We start from the raw sequence: 14,662 nt of genomic DNA, 5'->3' as shown, positions 1-14,662 counted from the left end.
ACCGCAAGACTAGGCCATCCGACGTGGAGAAGCCAGCAGGCTGAGGTGCACCGGTTCGACCCGCGTCAGTTGCTGAACACCTGGTGGCCGACGACGCCGAGGAGCTCGAGCTTCTGCGCGTCCTCGCTGCCCGCGGGAGCGGTGAACAGCAGGAGCGCCTGGGCCCGGTTCGTCGTGTGCAGCACCTGGCAGTCCACCGTGATCCGACCGAGTTCGGGATGCACGAAGGTCTTGTGGTCCTCCCACCGGGAGGCGACCTCGTGCAACGCCCAGAGGTCGCGGAACGCCGGGCTCTCGGCCTCGAGGTCCGTGATGAGCGCCGCTGCCCGGCGGTCACCCGGCCCGGCGGCACCCACCGCCGCGCGGAGCCCCGCGACCTGGGCCCGAGCGAGCCGGTCGTGCTGCTCCGGCGCGTACTTCGCGGGTTCCGCCGCCGTCATGAACCAGCGCCACGGCTGGTACCGCTCGTTCCCGGTCAGGCCGACGGTGGAGCCGAGGAGCGCCGCACCGAGGCGGTTCTCGACCAGGGTCTCGCCGAGGTCGCTCACCACGATCGCCGGGGTGTCCTCGAGCCGGTCGAGCACCCGGAGGATCGCGGGGTCGACGTGGTCGCTGCGGTGCACCCGGACCGGCGCGTTGTGCCCGGCGAGACGGAAGAGGTGGTCGCGTTCGTCGAGTGAGCAGCGGAGCGCCCGGGCGATCGCGGCGATCATCTGCTCCGACGGCTGCGGACCGCGCTGCTGCTCGAGCCGGGTGTAGTAGTCGACGGACATGCCCGCGAGCGACGCCACTTCCTCACGCCGGAGGCCCGGCGTCCGGCGTCGGGCGCCCTCGCCGAGGCCGACGTCCTCCGGGCGCAGCAGCTCACGGCGACGGCGGAGGAAGTCGGCGAGCGCTGCACGGTCCATGCGTCCAGTCTCCTGCTCGTCCTCTCCGCGTGCCAGGGATCGGCGGTCCCCCGATGACCGGGCTCTGGTTGTCGTCCGCTCGTTCGCGGATCGTGGTCGTCATGGACATCACCAACGCAACCGTCTTCATCCCCGGCGCCACGTCCGGCATCGGCCTGGGTCTCGCCCTCCGTCTGCAGGAAGCGGGGAGCACCGTCGTCATCGGTGGACGCCGTCGTGCACTGCTCGAGTCCCTCGCTGCCGAGCACGGCTTCGGCACCGTCGAGATCGACGTGAGCGACCCGGCTTCCATCACCGCGGCCGCGGCATCCGTCATCGAGGCGTACCCGGCGCTCGACACCCTCGTCACGATGTCCGGGATCATGCGGCAGGAGGACCTCCGGTCGTCGTCGCACCTGGCCGACGCGGTCGACACCGTCTCGACGAACCTGCTCGGCACCATCCGGCTGATCGACGCGTTCCTGCCGCACCTGCTGTCTCGACCGGCGGCCACCGTCGTCACCGTGTCGTCCGGACTCGCGTTCACCCCGCTCGCCGCCACCCCGACGTACAACGCCACGAAGGCTGCCGTGCACTCGTACACGCTGTCCCTGCGTCAGCAGCTCGTCGAGTCGTCGGTGTCCGTGCTGGAGCTCGTGCCCCCGGCCGTCGCCACCGACCTGCAGGGTGCGGGCGTGGACTTCGGCGGGATGCCGCTCGACGACTTCCTGGACGAGGTCATCGCGCTGCTGGAGTCGGGAGCGGCGCCGGAGATCCTCGTGCAGAACGTCCTGCCGCTGCGGTGGGCGGAGCGCGACGGGAACCAGCAGCAGCTCATCGAGATGCTGGCGTCACGCCGCCACTGATCCGCCTGGTCCGGCAGTTGCCCGGCGCCGGCGCGCAGCATCGAGCCGGCTCTCGTCCACGAGGAGCCGGAGCTCGCCAGCCGGCACGGCCGCGAAGCCGACGTCGTTCGTGACGAGCGCGGTCGCGCCGGTGTACGCGACCGTCGCCGCGTGGACGGCGTCGTACGAGCCGAGACCGTAGCGGCGCATGAGCTGGAAGGCCGGATCAGTGACGCTGGCGAGGTTGATGCTCGTGCTCGGCGACGGCCCGACGGCGGTCCGCCATCGGTGGATGAGTTCGTCGGCGACGCGCGCGGCACGCCGTCGGACTCGTCCGTCCGATCGTTTCATCGGCCACGCACGATTGCCGTGACGCTCCTTGATCGCGATCTTGAAGGCTGCTTCGGCCAACTCGATCTCGAGCAACGCGCTGTAGAGCACGAACGACCGTGACGATGTCAGACGCTTCAAGAACGCCCCTGCCTCGTCGTGACCGACCTCAGTCTCCACGAGAGCACGGACGACGAAGGACGTGTCGAGAACCACCGCGCTCGGCAAGGTCTCGAGGTCGGCGTACGACGCGACGTTGCGATCCCGGGAGCGGCGCGACTGCGGTACAGACGGCACGGCTACACGATGCCGTCGAACGAGGTCCGGAACCGGAGGCCGGTCGTCGCTTCGTGGACGACGCGTACGCGCTCGTCCGTGGTCATCGACGGGAGCCGGGCGATGAGCCGTCGCCGCGCTGCGCGTCGCTCGCGGTCGCGCTCTTCGATACGTCGCTCGATGAGTCGTGCTCGTCGAGCGCTGCGGTGGTCGGTCCTCGGCGACATGGTTCCTCCGGTTCGCGCGGGTCGCGCAGTTCGTGGTCGATGCAGCGACAGTAGGAGCCTTGACGCATGGCGAGCAAGGAATCCGTATGCAACATCCGGAACGGGCTCCGGCACCCTCGGACAGGATGGGGACGTGAACGCACGCATGCAGGACATCCAGCGGATCGTCGCCGAGGCCGGCGTCGAGACCGAAGCGCGAGAGCTCCCCGACTCCACGCACACGGCAGCCCAGGCAGCGGCGGCGCTCGGCACCGAGGTCGGCGCCATCGCGAGCAGCCTGCTCTTCCTGGCCGACGGCGAGCCGCTCCTGGTGATGACCTCCGGCCGGCACCGCGTCGACACCGCGGTGCTCGCCGGCGCGCTCGGGGTCGCGGAACTCGGGATGGCCACCGCGAAACAGGTGCGGGAGGTCACCGGTCAGCCGATCGGCGGCGTCTCCCCCGTCGGACACCCGCAGCCGATCCGGACCGTGGTCGACCGCGCCCTCGCCGAGTACGACCCGGTGTGGTCGGCGGCCGGCACGGCGAACTCGGTGATGCCGCTGACCTTCGACCAGCTCGTCGCGCTGACGGGCGGCACGGTGGTCGACGTCAGCGCGTCATGACCGGCAGCGCGGACTAGGCCTGGGCGTCGCCTTCGCCCTCGCGGGCGCCTTCGCCCTCGCGGGTGTCTTCGCCCTCGCGGGCGCCTTCGGAGAGGACCGTCCGACCGAGCCGGACGAAGTCGTCGACGCCGAGCGCTTCACCGCGGGCCGTCGGGGCGATCCCGGCTGCCTCGAGCACCTGGGACGCGTGCGCACTGCCGCCGAGGACGCCCGACAGCGCCTGCCGGAGCATCTTCCGCCGCTGCTGGAAGGCCGCGTCGACCAGGGCGAAGACCTGCGCACGAAGCTGCTCGTCCCCCGGGGGATCGTGCCGCTGGAACCCCACGAGCACACTGTCCACGTTCGGCACCGGCCAGAACACCTGGCGGCTGACCTGTCCGGCGATCCGCCAGGTGCCGTACCAGGCGGCCTTGACGCTCGGCGACCCGTAGACCTTGCTGCCCGGGTCCGCGGCGAGGCGGTACCCGACCTCGGCCTGGACCATCACGAGCGACCGTTCGATCGACGGGAAGGTCGCGAGCAGGTGCAGGAGGACCGGCACGGAGACGTTGTACGGCAGGTTCGCGACGAGGTGCGTCGGTGCTGCGGGGAGGTCGTCCGCGGACACCTGCAGTGCGTCCTGGTGCACGACCGTCAGCCGCGCGGACGGCTGCATCGCGGACACCGTGGTGGGCAGCTGCGCCGCGAGCCGGGCGTCGATCTCGACGGCGGTGACCGGAGCGCCGGTCTCGGTCAGCCCCAGGGTCAGGGAGCCGAGGCCCGGTCCGACCTCGAGCACCTGTGCGTCGGCGGTCACGCCACCCGCGGCGACGATGCGCCGCACGGTGTTGGCGTCGTGCACGAAGTTCTGGCCGAGCTTCTTCGTCGGGGTGACGTCGAGCTGCGCGGCCAGCTCGCGGATCTCGGCCGGGCCGAGCAGTGCGCTCATTCGTCGACCGTCACGGGCTCGGCATCCCAGGCGCCGTAGACGAGCTCGGTGTTCGACGCGATCTGCGCCGCGAGCATCGACGGGTCCGTGCCGAGGGTGTCGGCCATGGACCGGAGGGTGAGCGGGATGAGGTACGGCGCGTTCGGGCGACCACGGTACGGCGTCGGCGTGAGGTACGGCGCGTCCGTCTCGACCAAGAGCAGGCGACGCGGAGCGACCTCGAGCGCTTCGCGGAGGAGCGCAGCGTTCTTGAACGTCACCGTGCCGGCGAACGACATGTACCAGCCGCGCTCGGAGCACAGGCGTGCCAGGTCCGGCCCACCCGAGAAGCAGTGGAACACCGTCTTCTCCGGGGCGCCGACGCGGTCGAGGACCTCGACCACGGCGTCGTGCGCGTCGCGGTCGTGGATGGTCAGCGCGAGGTCGTGCTCCTTCGCGATGCGGATGTGCTCCTCGAAGGAACGCACCTGGGCGTCACGGCCTTCGTCGCCGGTGCGGAAGAAGTCGAGCCCGGTCTCACCGATCGCGCGCACCCGCGGCAGCGCGGCGAGTGCTTCGATGCCCGCGAGGTGCTCGTCGAGGAGCCCCCGCTCCGCCAGGAGCGGCGCTTCGTTCGGGTGCAGCGCCACGGCGGCCAGCACGCGAGGCTCGCGCGCCGCGATCGCCGCCGACCACTGCGAGGTCGCGAGGTCGGTCCCGACCTGCACGACGCCGCGGACCCCGACACTCGACGCACGGTCGAGGTGTTCCCGGTAGTCGAGCGCCCCGTCGGGACCGCCGTCGGCGATCTCCATGTGGGTGTGGTTGTCGTAGACGGGCACCACGAGCGCTTCCGGCAGCGGCGGGTACGTCAGGTCGCGCTTCGACCCGTCGCCGTCGCCACGCGAACGGAGGTGGGCGTCGGTCACGCCGCGCCCTGTTCCGCCTGCTCGATGCGCGGGAACAGCCCGGACTCGAGCGGCGTCACCTGCGACGCGCCCTGCCAGTCGTACGCGCGGTCCACACGCTGTTCGGCGATCGACCCGCCGGCACCGATGGAGGCCCAGAGCTTCTCGGTCGCCTTCGGCATCACGGGCGCGGCGAGGACCGCGACGGTACCGAGGCCACGGAGCGCCGTCGCCAGCACCGTGCCGAGGCGCTCGCGCTGGGCGTCGTCCTTGGCGAGGGCCCACGGCTGCTGCTCGGTGATGTACCCGTTCAGCGCGTCGACGAGTTCCCACGTGGTCGCGATCGCGTCGTGCGGTGCGAAGGCCGCGATCGCCGCGTCGGCCCGCTCGGTGACGGACTTCGCCAGGTCGTCGATCGCGACGTCGGACGCCGAGAGCTCGCCCCGCGCCGGGACCGCGCCGCCGAAGTACTTCTCGAGCATCGCCAGGATGCGCGACGCCAGGTTGCCGAAACCGTTCGCGAGTTCGGCCTGGTACCGCGCCGAGATGTCTTCCCAGCTGAAGTTGCCGTCTTGCCCGAAGGTGATCGCGCGGAGGAAGTAGTACCGGAACGCGTCGGAGCCGAACGTGTCGGTGATCTCCGACGGGGCGATGCCGGTCAGCTTCGACTTCGACATCTTCTCGCCGCCGACCAGCAACCACCCGTGGCCGAAGACGCGCTTCGGGACCGGGAGCCCTGCTGCCATCAGCATGGCGGGCCAGATCACCGCGTGGAACCGGGCGATGTCCTTGCCGACGATGTGCACGCTCGGCCAGAGGCGCTGGAAGGCTTCGTCGTCGTCGCTGCCGTAGCCGAGCGCCGTGACGTAGTTCAGCAGCGCGTCGAACCAGACGTAGAGCACGTGGTCGTGGTCCCAGGGGATCTTGATGCCCCAGTCGAAGCTCGACCGCGAGATCGAGAGGTCGCGGAGGCCCTGCTTGACGAAGGAGACGATCTCGTTGCGGACGCTCTCCGGCTGGATGAACTCCGGGTTCGATTCGTAGAGGTCGAGCAGGCGCTGCTCGAAGTCGGACATCCGGAAGAAGTAGTTGCGCTCGGACAACACCTCCACCGGGATGGAGTGGATCGCGCAGACCTGCTGGCCTTCGTACGCACCGGTGCCGGGAACCAGGTCGCTCGGCTGCTTGTACTCTTCGCAGCCCACGCAGTAGAAGCCCTCGAACTCGCCGGCGTAGATGTAGCCGTCGTCGTGGAGCTTCTGCAGGAACGCGGTCACGCCGCGCTCGTGGCGTTCGTCGGTGGTCCGGATGAAGTCGTCGTTGGCGATGTCGACGGTGTCGAGCAGCGGCTTCCAGGCGTCCGTGACGAGGCGGTCCGCCCACTCCTTCGGGGAGACGTCGTTCGCCGAGGCGGTGCGCAGGATCTTCTGCCCGTGCTCGTCGGTGCCGGTGAGGAGCCAGGTGTCGTCACCGCGCTGACGGTGCCAGCGCGCGAGGAAGTCCGCGGCGACCTCTGTGTAGGCGTGCCCGATGTGGGGAACGTCGTTCACGTAGAAGATCGGCGTGGTGATGCTGAACGAGGAGCCGTCGGACATGCGGACCATCCTACGGGCGCGCGGCAACCGCATGACGCGTCCGGCAGTGGACTGTGGAAAACCCGGACGGGAGGCCCGTGGCGGGCCCGCACCGGGCCTCCCGTCCGGTGTTCGTCGCGTCTACCGCGCCGCCAGCGCACCCTCGTACAGGTCCCGCTTGGACAGCCCCGTCGCGTCCGCGACGGCGGCTGACGCCTCCTTCATCCGGGTCCCCGACGCGACCCGCTCCAGCACGAGGCGGACCCCCTCCTCGATCGTGACGTCGTCCGCGGAACCGGACGCCCCGGCCACGACGATGCAGATCTCGCCCCTCACGCCGTCGGCGGCCCACTCGGCCAGCTCGGCCAGCGAACCGCGCTTGACCTCTTCGTACAGCTTCGTGAGCTCACGGCAGACAACTGCGCGACGGTCGCCCCCGAAGCCGGCACCCATGTCGGTCAGCGTGTCCGCGAGCCGGTGCGGCGACTCGAAGAAGACCATCGTCCGCTGCTCCCCGGCGAGGGCCTCGAACCCCCGACGGCGTTCCCCAGCCTTGCGGGTCGGGAACCCCTCGAACGTGAAGCGGTCGGTCGGCAGCCCGGACACGGCGAGCGCCATGAGCACCGCGGACGGCCCCGGGAGCGCCGTGACGGTCACCCCCGCTGCCGCAGCGGCCTCGACCAGGGGGAACCCCGGGTCGCTGATCGCGGGCATGCCGGCGTCGGTCAGGACCACGACGTCCTCATCCCGGGCGAGCTCGACGACCTCGGCCGCCTTGGCCCGCTCGTTGTGCTCGTGGAGCGCGATCAGCCGCGGACGGTTCTCGATGCCGAGGGCACGCATCAGGTGGATCGCGGTCCTGGTGTCCTCCGCTGCCACGACGGTCGCGTTCGACAGTGTCTCGACCAGTCGGCGGGACGCGTCGCCGAGGTTGCCGATGGGAGTTGCTGCGAGGACGATCACACGCCCCATTGTGGACGCAGCGAGCGCAGGCGCCGCATCCGTAGGATGCTGCGGGTGACCACGGACCTGGCCGACGCACTCGACACTGCGCCCGCAGTACCCCGTGGGTCGCGCCTCGACGACTGGTGGGTGCGCCTCATGTCGGTCTCCTGGCGGGTCGCCGCCTGGCGGTGGGCCGGCCCGATCGCCGTCACCGTGCTCGCTGCGCTGCTCAGGTTGATCGACCTCGGACGGCCGCACTCGCTCGTGTTCGACGAGACCTACTACGTCAAGGACGGCTGGTCGATCGTGCACCTCGGGTACGAGGGCACGTGGCCCGCGAACCCCACCGACGACACCGCCCCCACGACGGACGAGCGCTTCGCTTCCGGCGAGACCTCGATCTTCACGAGCGCCGCCGAGTTCATCGCGCACCCGCCGCTCGGCAAGTACCTCATCGGCCTCGGCATGTTGCTGTTCGGCCCGGACAACGCCTTCGGCTGGCGTTTCACCGTCGCGGTGCTGGGCATCGCGACCGTGTTCCTCGTCGCCGTGATCGCCCGGTCCCTGTTCCGGTCCACGCTCGTCGGCACGCTCGCTGGCGGCTTCATGGCGGTCGACGGTCAGGCGATCGTGATGTCGCGGGTGACGCTCCTCGACGGCATCGTGACGTTCTTCGTGGTCCTCGGGTTCGGGGCGCTGCTGCTCGACCGGCGGTGGACGACCCGGCGGCTGGACGCCTGGGTCGCTCGCCGGGCGGCGGACGGACGGGACACCCTCTGGGGGCCCGCGCTCTGGTGGCGGCCGTGGCTGATCGGCATGGGGCTCGCGATGGGACTCGCGACGAGCACGAAGTGGACCGGACTGTACTTCCTGGCGTTCTTCGCGCTCTACTCCGTGTTGAGCGACATGATGATGCGCAAGCGCGCCGGGATCGAGTTCTGGTCCTCGAGCGCGTTCCTGCAGCAGGCGCCGGTCTCGTTCGTCCTGACCGTGCCGATCGCCGCCGCCACGTACCTGGCGTCCTGGACCGGGTGGTTCGTGTCGAAGGACGGCTGGGACCGCGACTGGATCGCCTCCGGCGGGCAGCGCTGGCGAGGGATCCTGTCCTGGGTGCCCGACAGCGTGCAGAACTGGTGGCACTACCAGTCCGAGATCTACGGCTTCAACATCGGCCTGCACACCCCGCACTCGTACCAGGCGAACCCGCTGCTGTGGCTCTTCATGCAGCGCCCGACGTCGATGTACTACGTGGGGACGAACGCCGGGCAGGACGGCTGCGCGGCGGAGCGGTGCGGCGCGGCGATCACGGGCATCGCGAACCCGTTCATCTGGTACCCGTCGGTCGCTGCCGTCATCGCGCTGCTCGTGCTCTTCGTGCTGCACCGGCGATGGGAGTACGGCTTCGTCGTGATGGGCGTCGCGGCGGGCTACCTGCCGTGGCTGCTCTACGTGAACCGGACCGTGTTCCAGTTCTACACGATCGCGTTCGAGCCCTTCATGGTGATGGCGCTGGCCGCGGCGATCGGGCTGCTGCTCGGGTCACGGGACGATCCACGGCCACGGCGGACCCGCGCTGTCATCTGGATCGGGGTGTACCTCGGGGTGGTGCTGCTCGCCTCGGCGTACTGGTACCCGATGTGGACGGCGCTGCAGGTCCCGTGGGACTTCATCCGGTCGCACTACTGGTTGCCGAGCTGGTTGTAGCGGCGCGTTGCGGGGCCGTTGCGCGGGTCGGCGCAGGTTCGGCGTCGCGCCACGTGCTCGACACCGCGCGAGTCGTTCGACTGCTGCGGTGTCGGAAGATGCGTCCGCTGGGTGCGGCGTCCCCCCGACCCGTCAGGACTGGGCGTGCAGTGCGCGCTCGATCGTCTCGCGGTCGAGCGGGCTGCCGAGCATCGCGTCCGCCGCGGTCGGCGGCAGCACCCCGTCGATGACGACCTGGGCGTACCGGCGCCAGGCGTCGGGGTCGTGTGCGCGGGTGGCGTCGGCCACGGCGCCGATCATCGCGGTGAGCATGGGCAGGTCGCGGTAGTCGAAGCCCGCCCGCACCACGCCGGCGTCCCGCGCGCGGCCGATGATGTCGCTGACCTGGGTCTCGAGGCGATCACGTTCCTGCACGATCGAGGGCCGGGACTTGCCCGCGCGGACGATCGCGTCGGCCAGGGCACGGTCGCGTGCGCGGAACTCGAACACGCCCATCAGGTACAGGCGGAGCGACTCCCGCGGGTCGATCTCCTCCGCAGCACGTGCCGCCGCGGCGTTCATCGCGTCGAACTTGGTCGCGAGCAGCGCCTCGATCAGGGAGTCCTTGTCGGCGAACCGGCGGTACACCGTGCCGACGCCGACGCCCGCTTCGTGCGCGATGTCGTTGAGTGTGACCGAGAGCCCGCGCTCCGCGAAGCACTTGCGTGCCGTCTGCAGGATCAGCTCGCGGTTGCGTGCTGCGTCAGCGCGGAGAGGCCGATCGAGATCGGCGTGCTGGTCGATGGTGCTCACGATTCCGAACCTAGTTGAACTTTCTGGGAATAAGTGGATGCGGACCTTCCGTTTCGGTCTACACTGACTCGAAGCGGATGCCTCGCATCCGCTTCCTCCCCTCCCGGAAACGCCCGACGGTGTGCGCTTCTTCCCTCCACTCACTCCCGAGGAGGCTGCCGTGACGGCAGAACAGACTTCGCCCGCCCGTACGGGCGCCGCACCGACTCCCACCCCGACCGGTCGCACCGAGCACCGGTGGATCGCCCTTGCGGTGATCGCTCTCGCGCAGCTCATGGTCGTGCTCGACGCCACCATCGTGAACATCGCCCTACCCTCGGCTCAGGCGGACCTCGGGTTCGGCACCGACCAGCGGCAGTGGATCGTCACCGCCTACTCCCTGGCGTTCGGCTCGCTCCTGCTCCTGGGTGGCCGTCTCGGTGACCTCTTCGGCCGGAAGAACACGTTCATCATCGGGCTCGTCGGCTTCGCCATCGCCTCGGTCCTCGGCGGCCTGGCCGACTCGTTCGGTCTGCTCGTCGCGGCACGCGCGCTGCAGGGCGCGTTCGGCGCGCTGCTCGCCCCGTCCGCCCTCGGCATGCTGACGACGACCTTCCGTGACCCGAAGGAACGCGGTCGTGCGTTCGGCATCTTCGGTTCGATCGCCGGCTCCGGTGCGGCCATCGGCCTGCTGCTCGGTGGCGTCCTCACCGAGTACGCCTCGTGGCGCTGGTGCCTCTACGTCAACGTCGTCTTCGCCGTCCTCGGCGTGATCGGTGCGTTGATCTTCATGGCGAAGCCGCCGAAGGTCGAGCGCCCGCGCATCGACATCGCCGGTGTCCTCACCATCACCGCCGGCCTCGTCGGCGTGGTCTACGGCTTCTCGAACGCCGAGACCAACGGCTGGGACGACCCGTGGACGATCGGCATGCTCGCCGCCGGCGTCGTGCTCATCGCCGCGTTCATCGTGATCGAGACCCGCGTCGCACACCCGTTGCTCCCATTGCGCGTGGTGCTCGACCGTGACCGCGGCGGCTCGTTCGTCGCCATCGGTCTCGTCGCCATCGGCATGTTCGGCATCTTCCTGTTCCTGACGTACTACCTCGAGCAGACCCTCGGGTTCTCCGCACTGCAGACCGGTCTGGCGTTCCTGCCGATGCCGCTGTCGATCATGATCTCCGCGACGCAGATCGGCGGGCGACTGCTGCCCCGCGTCGGCCCGAAGGTCCTGATCTTCTCGGGGGGTCTCGTCGCCGCGGCGGGCCTGCTCCTGCTGCTCCGCACCGACCTGGACAGCTCCTACGCGGGCACCGTCCTGCCGGCGCTCATCGTGATCGGCCTCGGCATGGGCACGATCTTCTCGTCCGCGATGAACACCGCGACGACCGGTGTCGCCCGTGCGGATGCGGGCGTCGCGTCCGCCACCGTGAACACGATGCAGCAGATCGGCGGTTCGATCGGTACGGCGCTGCTGTCGACGATCTTCGCCGACGTCGTGAAGAACAGCCTCTCCGGGCTGACCGCCGCGCCGACCAAGCTGCAGCAGGCGCAGGCCACGCTCGACGGCTACCACGTCGCCTTCGCGATCTCGGCCGGCGTGTTGGTGCTCGTCGCGATCGCGAGCGGGCTGCTCATCAACCGCCAGTCGGTGCGGCTCGCCAAGCTCGAGCACCTCAGCGCCAACGCGACGGGGAGCATCCCGGCCGCCGCGCACTGACGATCGGCGCCCTGCGCCGCGTTCAGGACCACGAAACGGACACTGCACCGCGATTCTTCGCGGTGCAGTGTCCGTTTCGTGGTTCGTCCGTGCGGGGCGCGCGGTCCGGCGCGACCGCCGCCCGGGTCCGGCGCGGCCGCGCCGCTCGGCTCGGCTCGGCCGCAGTCCCGATTCGACAACATCGGTGTCGAACGACAACGACGTTGTCGTTCCGCGTCCGTCGTGACCGCCGCCCACCGCCCACCACCCACACGCCGACACCCACCGGTCCCGCACAACGCCAACAGCCACACCCCACCCACCGCACGAAGTTCATCCACAGCCCCCGCCACGCCGCCCCGATTGCGCACTGTTGCTGTTCCTCTCCCGGTCGTCAGGGGTCCGCATTATGGTGAGCGCCATGGCCCCCGTCTTGACCTCGCCGCTCGTGTCGACGCAGTGGCTCGCCGACCACCTCGGTGCGGACGATCTCGTCGTGCTCGATGCCTCCGTGCACGCCGCGGGGACCGGCCGTGGCATGACGTGGCAGAGCGCGCGGGACACCTACGAACGACACGGCCACGTGCCCGGCGCCCGCTTCGCCGACCTCGTACAGGACTTCTCGACGCCCGACGCCGACGTGCCCTTCACCCGTCCCTGCGCCGAGCGTTTCGAGCAGGCGGCCCGCGCACTCGGCATCACGAACACCTCGACGGTCGTGGTCTACGACGACAGCGTCGGCGAGTGGTCCGCCCGCCTGTGGTGGATCTTCCGCTCGTTCGGGTTCGACGACGTCGCCGTGCTCGACGGCGGGTTCGTGAAGTGGCGGGACGAAGGGCGCCCGGTCCGCGTCGGTGCCCTCACGAGCGCACCGGCGGTCCACGTCGAGGCGGCGGCGTTCCTCGCCGGCGAAGAACGTCCGCTCTGGGCGGACCGCGCCCGCGTCGAACGAGCCGTCGACGGTTCGGAGCCCGCGGCGCTCGTGCTCGCGGTCGACGAGACGGTCCTCGGTGCGACGCACCCCGACGTGGTGCCCGGCACGACGCCGATCCCCTTGCGCCGCGTGGTCGACCAGGAGTCCAATGCCCTCCTCCGTCCGGCGGCCCTGGCGGACGTCTTCGCGCCGGTGCTCGACTCGGAGCAGATCGTCACCTACTGCGGCGTCGGCAGCGCCGCGTGCGTGGACGCCCTGGCACTGACGGTGCTCGGTCACGACCGTGTCCAGGTGTACGACGGTTCCCTCGCGGACTGGTGGCGACGGGAACCGATCGCCTCCTGAACCGGCAGCGCGCGGACTGAACCGGCAGCGCCCGGACTGGACCGGCAGCGCGCGGAGCGCCCGGACCACTCGGCACTAGCGTTGGCGACATGAGCACCAAGCGCGCGGTCGTCCTCGGCGGAACGGGCGGCATCGGTTCCGCCGTTGTGCGCGAACTCCTCGACAGTTCCGGCCGCGGCGGCGACGACTGGCAGGTGGACGTCGTCGCGCGCCGGGGCGGCGACATCGCGGACGCACTGACCGCGGCCGGCGCCACCTTCACCCCGGGCGACCGCCGGGACACGGCCGTCCTCCGCGAACTCCTCCGGCCCGGTGCGGACCTCCTCGTCGACACCGTCGGCGCCACCCGTGACGACGCGGCCCAGCTCCTGCCGTACCTCGGAGACGTCGGGTCGACGGTCTTCGTGTCGTCGAAGGCCGTCTACGTCGACGAGCAGGGCCGGCACGCGAACTCCGTCGACAAGCCGGTGTTCTCCGGCGCGGTCACCGAGCTGCAGCCGACGGTCACCGCCGCCGACGCCGACCCGACCAGCCGAGACGGTTACGCAGCGCAGAAGGTGGCGGCCGAGCAGCTGCTCCTCGACCACGGCGCCCCGGTCACCGTCCTCCGCCCGTCCAAGGTGTACGGCCCCGGCATCGGTCGCCCGCGCGAGTGGTTCGTGGTCCGGCGTGCGCTGGACGGCCGTGAGCGCGTGCTCCTCGCCGACCAGGGGCGCGGCGTCGACCACACGACGGCCGCCAGCGGCATCGGTTCGCTCGTCCGGCTGCTCGCGGATGCGCCCGACCGGCGGATCCTCAACGTCGCCGACGACTCCGCGCCGTCCGTGCTCGAGATCGTCCGCACCGTCGCCGGGCACCTCGACCACGTGTTCGAGGAGGTCCTGCTCGACGCGGACGCCCCGGCCTTCGTCGGGTCGACGCCGTGGTCGTCGCCGACCCCGTACGTCCTGGACACCAGCGCGGCGCGATCGCTCGGATGGCAGCCGCCGACCTTCGCGCGGGCGGTCGTCCCGGAGCTCGACTGGCTCGTGGAGACGGCGCACCGCACCCCGGTCGACGGCGACGTCCCGTGGGCTGCTGACCCGTTCTGGGACCGCCTGTTCGACTACGGCCCCGAGGACGCTGCACTCCTCATGCTCTCGCTCGGGAGCTGAGGTGCCCCGTTCCGAGGTGCTGTTCATCGGCGGCCGATCCGGCGTCGGGAAGTCGACGGCGGCGGACGCCCTGCACGAACTCCTCGCGAGCGCAGACGTCCGGCACGCGGTCATCGAGGGCGACACGCTCGACCTCGCCCACCCGGCGCCGCACGTGGAGCACCCGGACGCCCACGTCGCGGAGCGGAACCTCGCGGCGATCTGGGCGAACTACCGCGAGCTCGGCCACCACCGCCTCGTCTACACGAACACCGTCTCGGTGCTCGAGACGGCACGGCTCGCCGCCGCGATGGGTGACGACCCCGTCGTCGTCGCGGTCCTGCTCCGCGCCGGGGACGACGCCACGGCATCCCGCCTGCGCCGTCGGGCGGGTGGCCCGCTCCCGGCGGGGCAACTCGCGCACAGTACGCGGACGGCCGGGAGGCTCGACACGGCCACCACGGACCACGTCACCCGGGTGGACACGGACGACATGGCCCCGAACGACGTGGCCCGTCGGCTCGCGTCCATCACTGGGTGGCTTCCCGCCTGACCCCCTGTGGACAGCACTGAATC

At 70.7% G+C, this 14,662-nt stretch carries 15 protein-coding genes; 7 read left to right on the top strand and 8 right to left on the bottom strand.

Annotation, left to right across the window (positions count from 1 at the left end; translation table 11 throughout):
- Positions 1–65: 65 nt before the first annotated feature.
- Positions 66–908 carry a helix-turn-helix transcriptional regulator gene (locus EDF24_RS06845; protein WP_123701766.1) on the bottom strand — a complete coding sequence of 281 codons (843 nt, stop codon included), beginning with the start codon at positions 906–908 and terminating at the stop codon, positions 66–68.
- Positions 909–1,009: 101 nt separating this feature from the next.
- On the opposite strand from EDF24_RS06845, the gene EDF24_RS06840 reads away from it, so the two are divergent.
- Positions 1,010–1,753 carry an SDR family oxidoreductase gene (locus EDF24_RS06840; protein WP_185021587.1) on the top strand — a complete coding sequence of 248 codons (744 nt, stop codon included), beginning with the start codon at positions 1,010–1,012 and terminating at the stop codon, positions 1,751–1,753.
- On the opposite strand, the gene EDF24_RS19110 is transcribed toward EDF24_RS06840, so the two are convergent.
- Positions 1,739–2,278, bottom strand: a complete 540-nt coding sequence (locus EDF24_RS19110) for a type II toxin-antitoxin system VapC family toxin (RefSeq protein WP_260233404.1) — start codon at positions 2,276–2,278, stop codon at positions 1,739–1,741. The two genes, EDF24_RS06840 and EDF24_RS19110, sit on opposite strands and share 15 nt — an antisense overlap.
- Positions 2,279–2,361: 83 nt before the next feature.
- A complete protein-coding gene (locus tag EDF24_RS19105) occupies positions 2,362–2,565 on the bottom strand; it encodes a hypothetical protein (protein ID WP_165931407.1) in 204 nt (67 codons plus the stop codon).
- A 133-nt stretch (positions 2,566–2,698) separates the two neighbouring features.
- On the opposite strand from EDF24_RS19105, the gene EDF24_RS06830 reads away from it, so the two are divergent.
- Positions 2,699–3,169 carry a YbaK/EbsC family protein gene (locus tag EDF24_RS06830; protein WP_395867555.1) on the top strand — a complete coding sequence of 157 codons (471 nt, stop codon included), beginning with the start codon at positions 2,699–2,701 and terminating at the stop codon, positions 3,167–3,169.
- A 13-nt stretch (positions 3,170–3,182) separates the two neighbouring features.
- On the opposite strand, the gene rsmA is transcribed toward EDF24_RS06830, so the two are convergent.
- From rsmA to rsmI, 4 genes are all read right to left on the bottom strand, one after another.
- Positions 3,183–4,097 (bottom strand): 16S rRNA (adenine(1518)-N(6)/adenine(1519)-N(6))-dimethyltransferase RsmA, encoded by a 915-nt coding sequence (rsmA, locus tag EDF24_RS06825; RefSeq protein WP_123701760.1) that lies wholly within the window; start codon positions 4,095–4,097, stop codon positions 3,183–3,185.
- On the bottom strand, positions 4,094–5,005 hold the full coding sequence (locus tag EDF24_RS06820) for a TatD family hydrolase (protein WP_123701758.1): 912 nt from the start codon (positions 5,003–5,005) through the stop codon (positions 4,094–4,096). The genes rsmA and EDF24_RS06820 overlap by 4 nt, the downstream gene beginning before the upstream one ends.
- Positions 5,002–6,579 (bottom strand): methionine--tRNA ligase, encoded by a 1,578-nt coding sequence (gene metG / locus EDF24_RS06815; protein WP_123655789.1) that lies wholly within the window; start codon positions 6,577–6,579, stop codon positions 5,002–5,004. Before metG ends, EDF24_RS06820 begins: the two co-directional genes overlap by 4 nt.
- Before the next feature lie 120 nt (positions 6,580–6,699).
- Positions 6,700–7,521, bottom strand: coding sequence for a 16S rRNA (cytidine(1402)-2'-O)-methyltransferase (gene rsmI / locus EDF24_RS06810; protein WP_123702579.1), 822 nt, complete (start codon positions 7,519–7,521; stop codon positions 6,700–6,702).
- Between the two features lie 54 nt (positions 7,522–7,575).
- On the opposite strand from rsmI, the gene EDF24_RS06805 reads away from it, so the two are divergent.
- Positions 7,576–9,207 carry a dolichyl-phosphate-mannose--protein mannosyltransferase gene (locus EDF24_RS06805; RefSeq protein WP_260233377.1) on the top strand — a complete coding sequence of 544 codons (1,632 nt, stop codon included), beginning with the start codon at positions 7,576–7,578 and terminating at the stop codon, positions 9,205–9,207.
- Positions 9,208–9,339: 132 nt separating this feature from the next.
- On the opposite strand, the gene EDF24_RS18840 is transcribed toward EDF24_RS06805, so the two are convergent.
- A complete protein-coding gene (locus EDF24_RS18840) occupies positions 9,340–9,999 on the bottom strand; it encodes a TetR/AcrR family transcriptional regulator (RefSeq protein WP_185021586.1) in 660 nt (219 codons plus the stop codon).
- 160 nt (positions 10,000–10,159) lie between these two features.
- Between EDF24_RS18840 and EDF24_RS06795 the strand changes: the two genes are divergently transcribed.
- From EDF24_RS06795 to EDF24_RS06780, 4 genes are all read left to right on the top strand, one after another.
- Positions 10,160–11,695, top strand: coding sequence for an MFS transporter (locus EDF24_RS06795; RefSeq protein WP_123655793.1), 1,536 nt, complete (start codon positions 10,160–10,162; stop codon positions 11,693–11,695).
- Between the two features lie 400 nt (positions 11,696–12,095).
- The gene (locus EDF24_RS06790) at positions 12,096–12,953 is read left to right on the top strand and encodes a sulfurtransferase (protein WP_185017446.1); all 858 of its coding nucleotides are present in this window, start codon (positions 12,096–12,098) and stop codon (positions 12,951–12,953) included.
- Positions 12,954–13,042: 89 nt separating this feature from the next.
- Positions 13,043–14,107 (top strand): NAD(P)-dependent oxidoreductase, encoded by a 1,065-nt coding sequence (locus tag EDF24_RS06785; protein ID WP_123701755.1) that lies wholly within the window; start codon positions 13,043–13,045, stop codon positions 14,105–14,107.
- Between the two features lies 1 nt (position 14,108).
- A complete protein-coding gene (locus tag EDF24_RS06780; RefSeq protein WP_123655796.1) occupies positions 14,109–14,639 on the top strand; it encodes an AAA family ATPase in 531 nt (176 codons plus the stop codon).
- Positions 14,640–14,662: the final 23 nt, after the last annotated feature.

It is taken from the genome of Curtobacterium sp. PhB130 (assembly GCF_003755165.1).
In the GTDB taxonomy this organism is placed as follows: Bacteria; Actinomycetota; Actinomycetes; order Actinomycetales; family Microbacteriaceae; genus Curtobacterium.
Note: the sequence above shows the minus strand (reverse complement) of the source record. Positions and strands in the feature narration are given on the sequence as shown.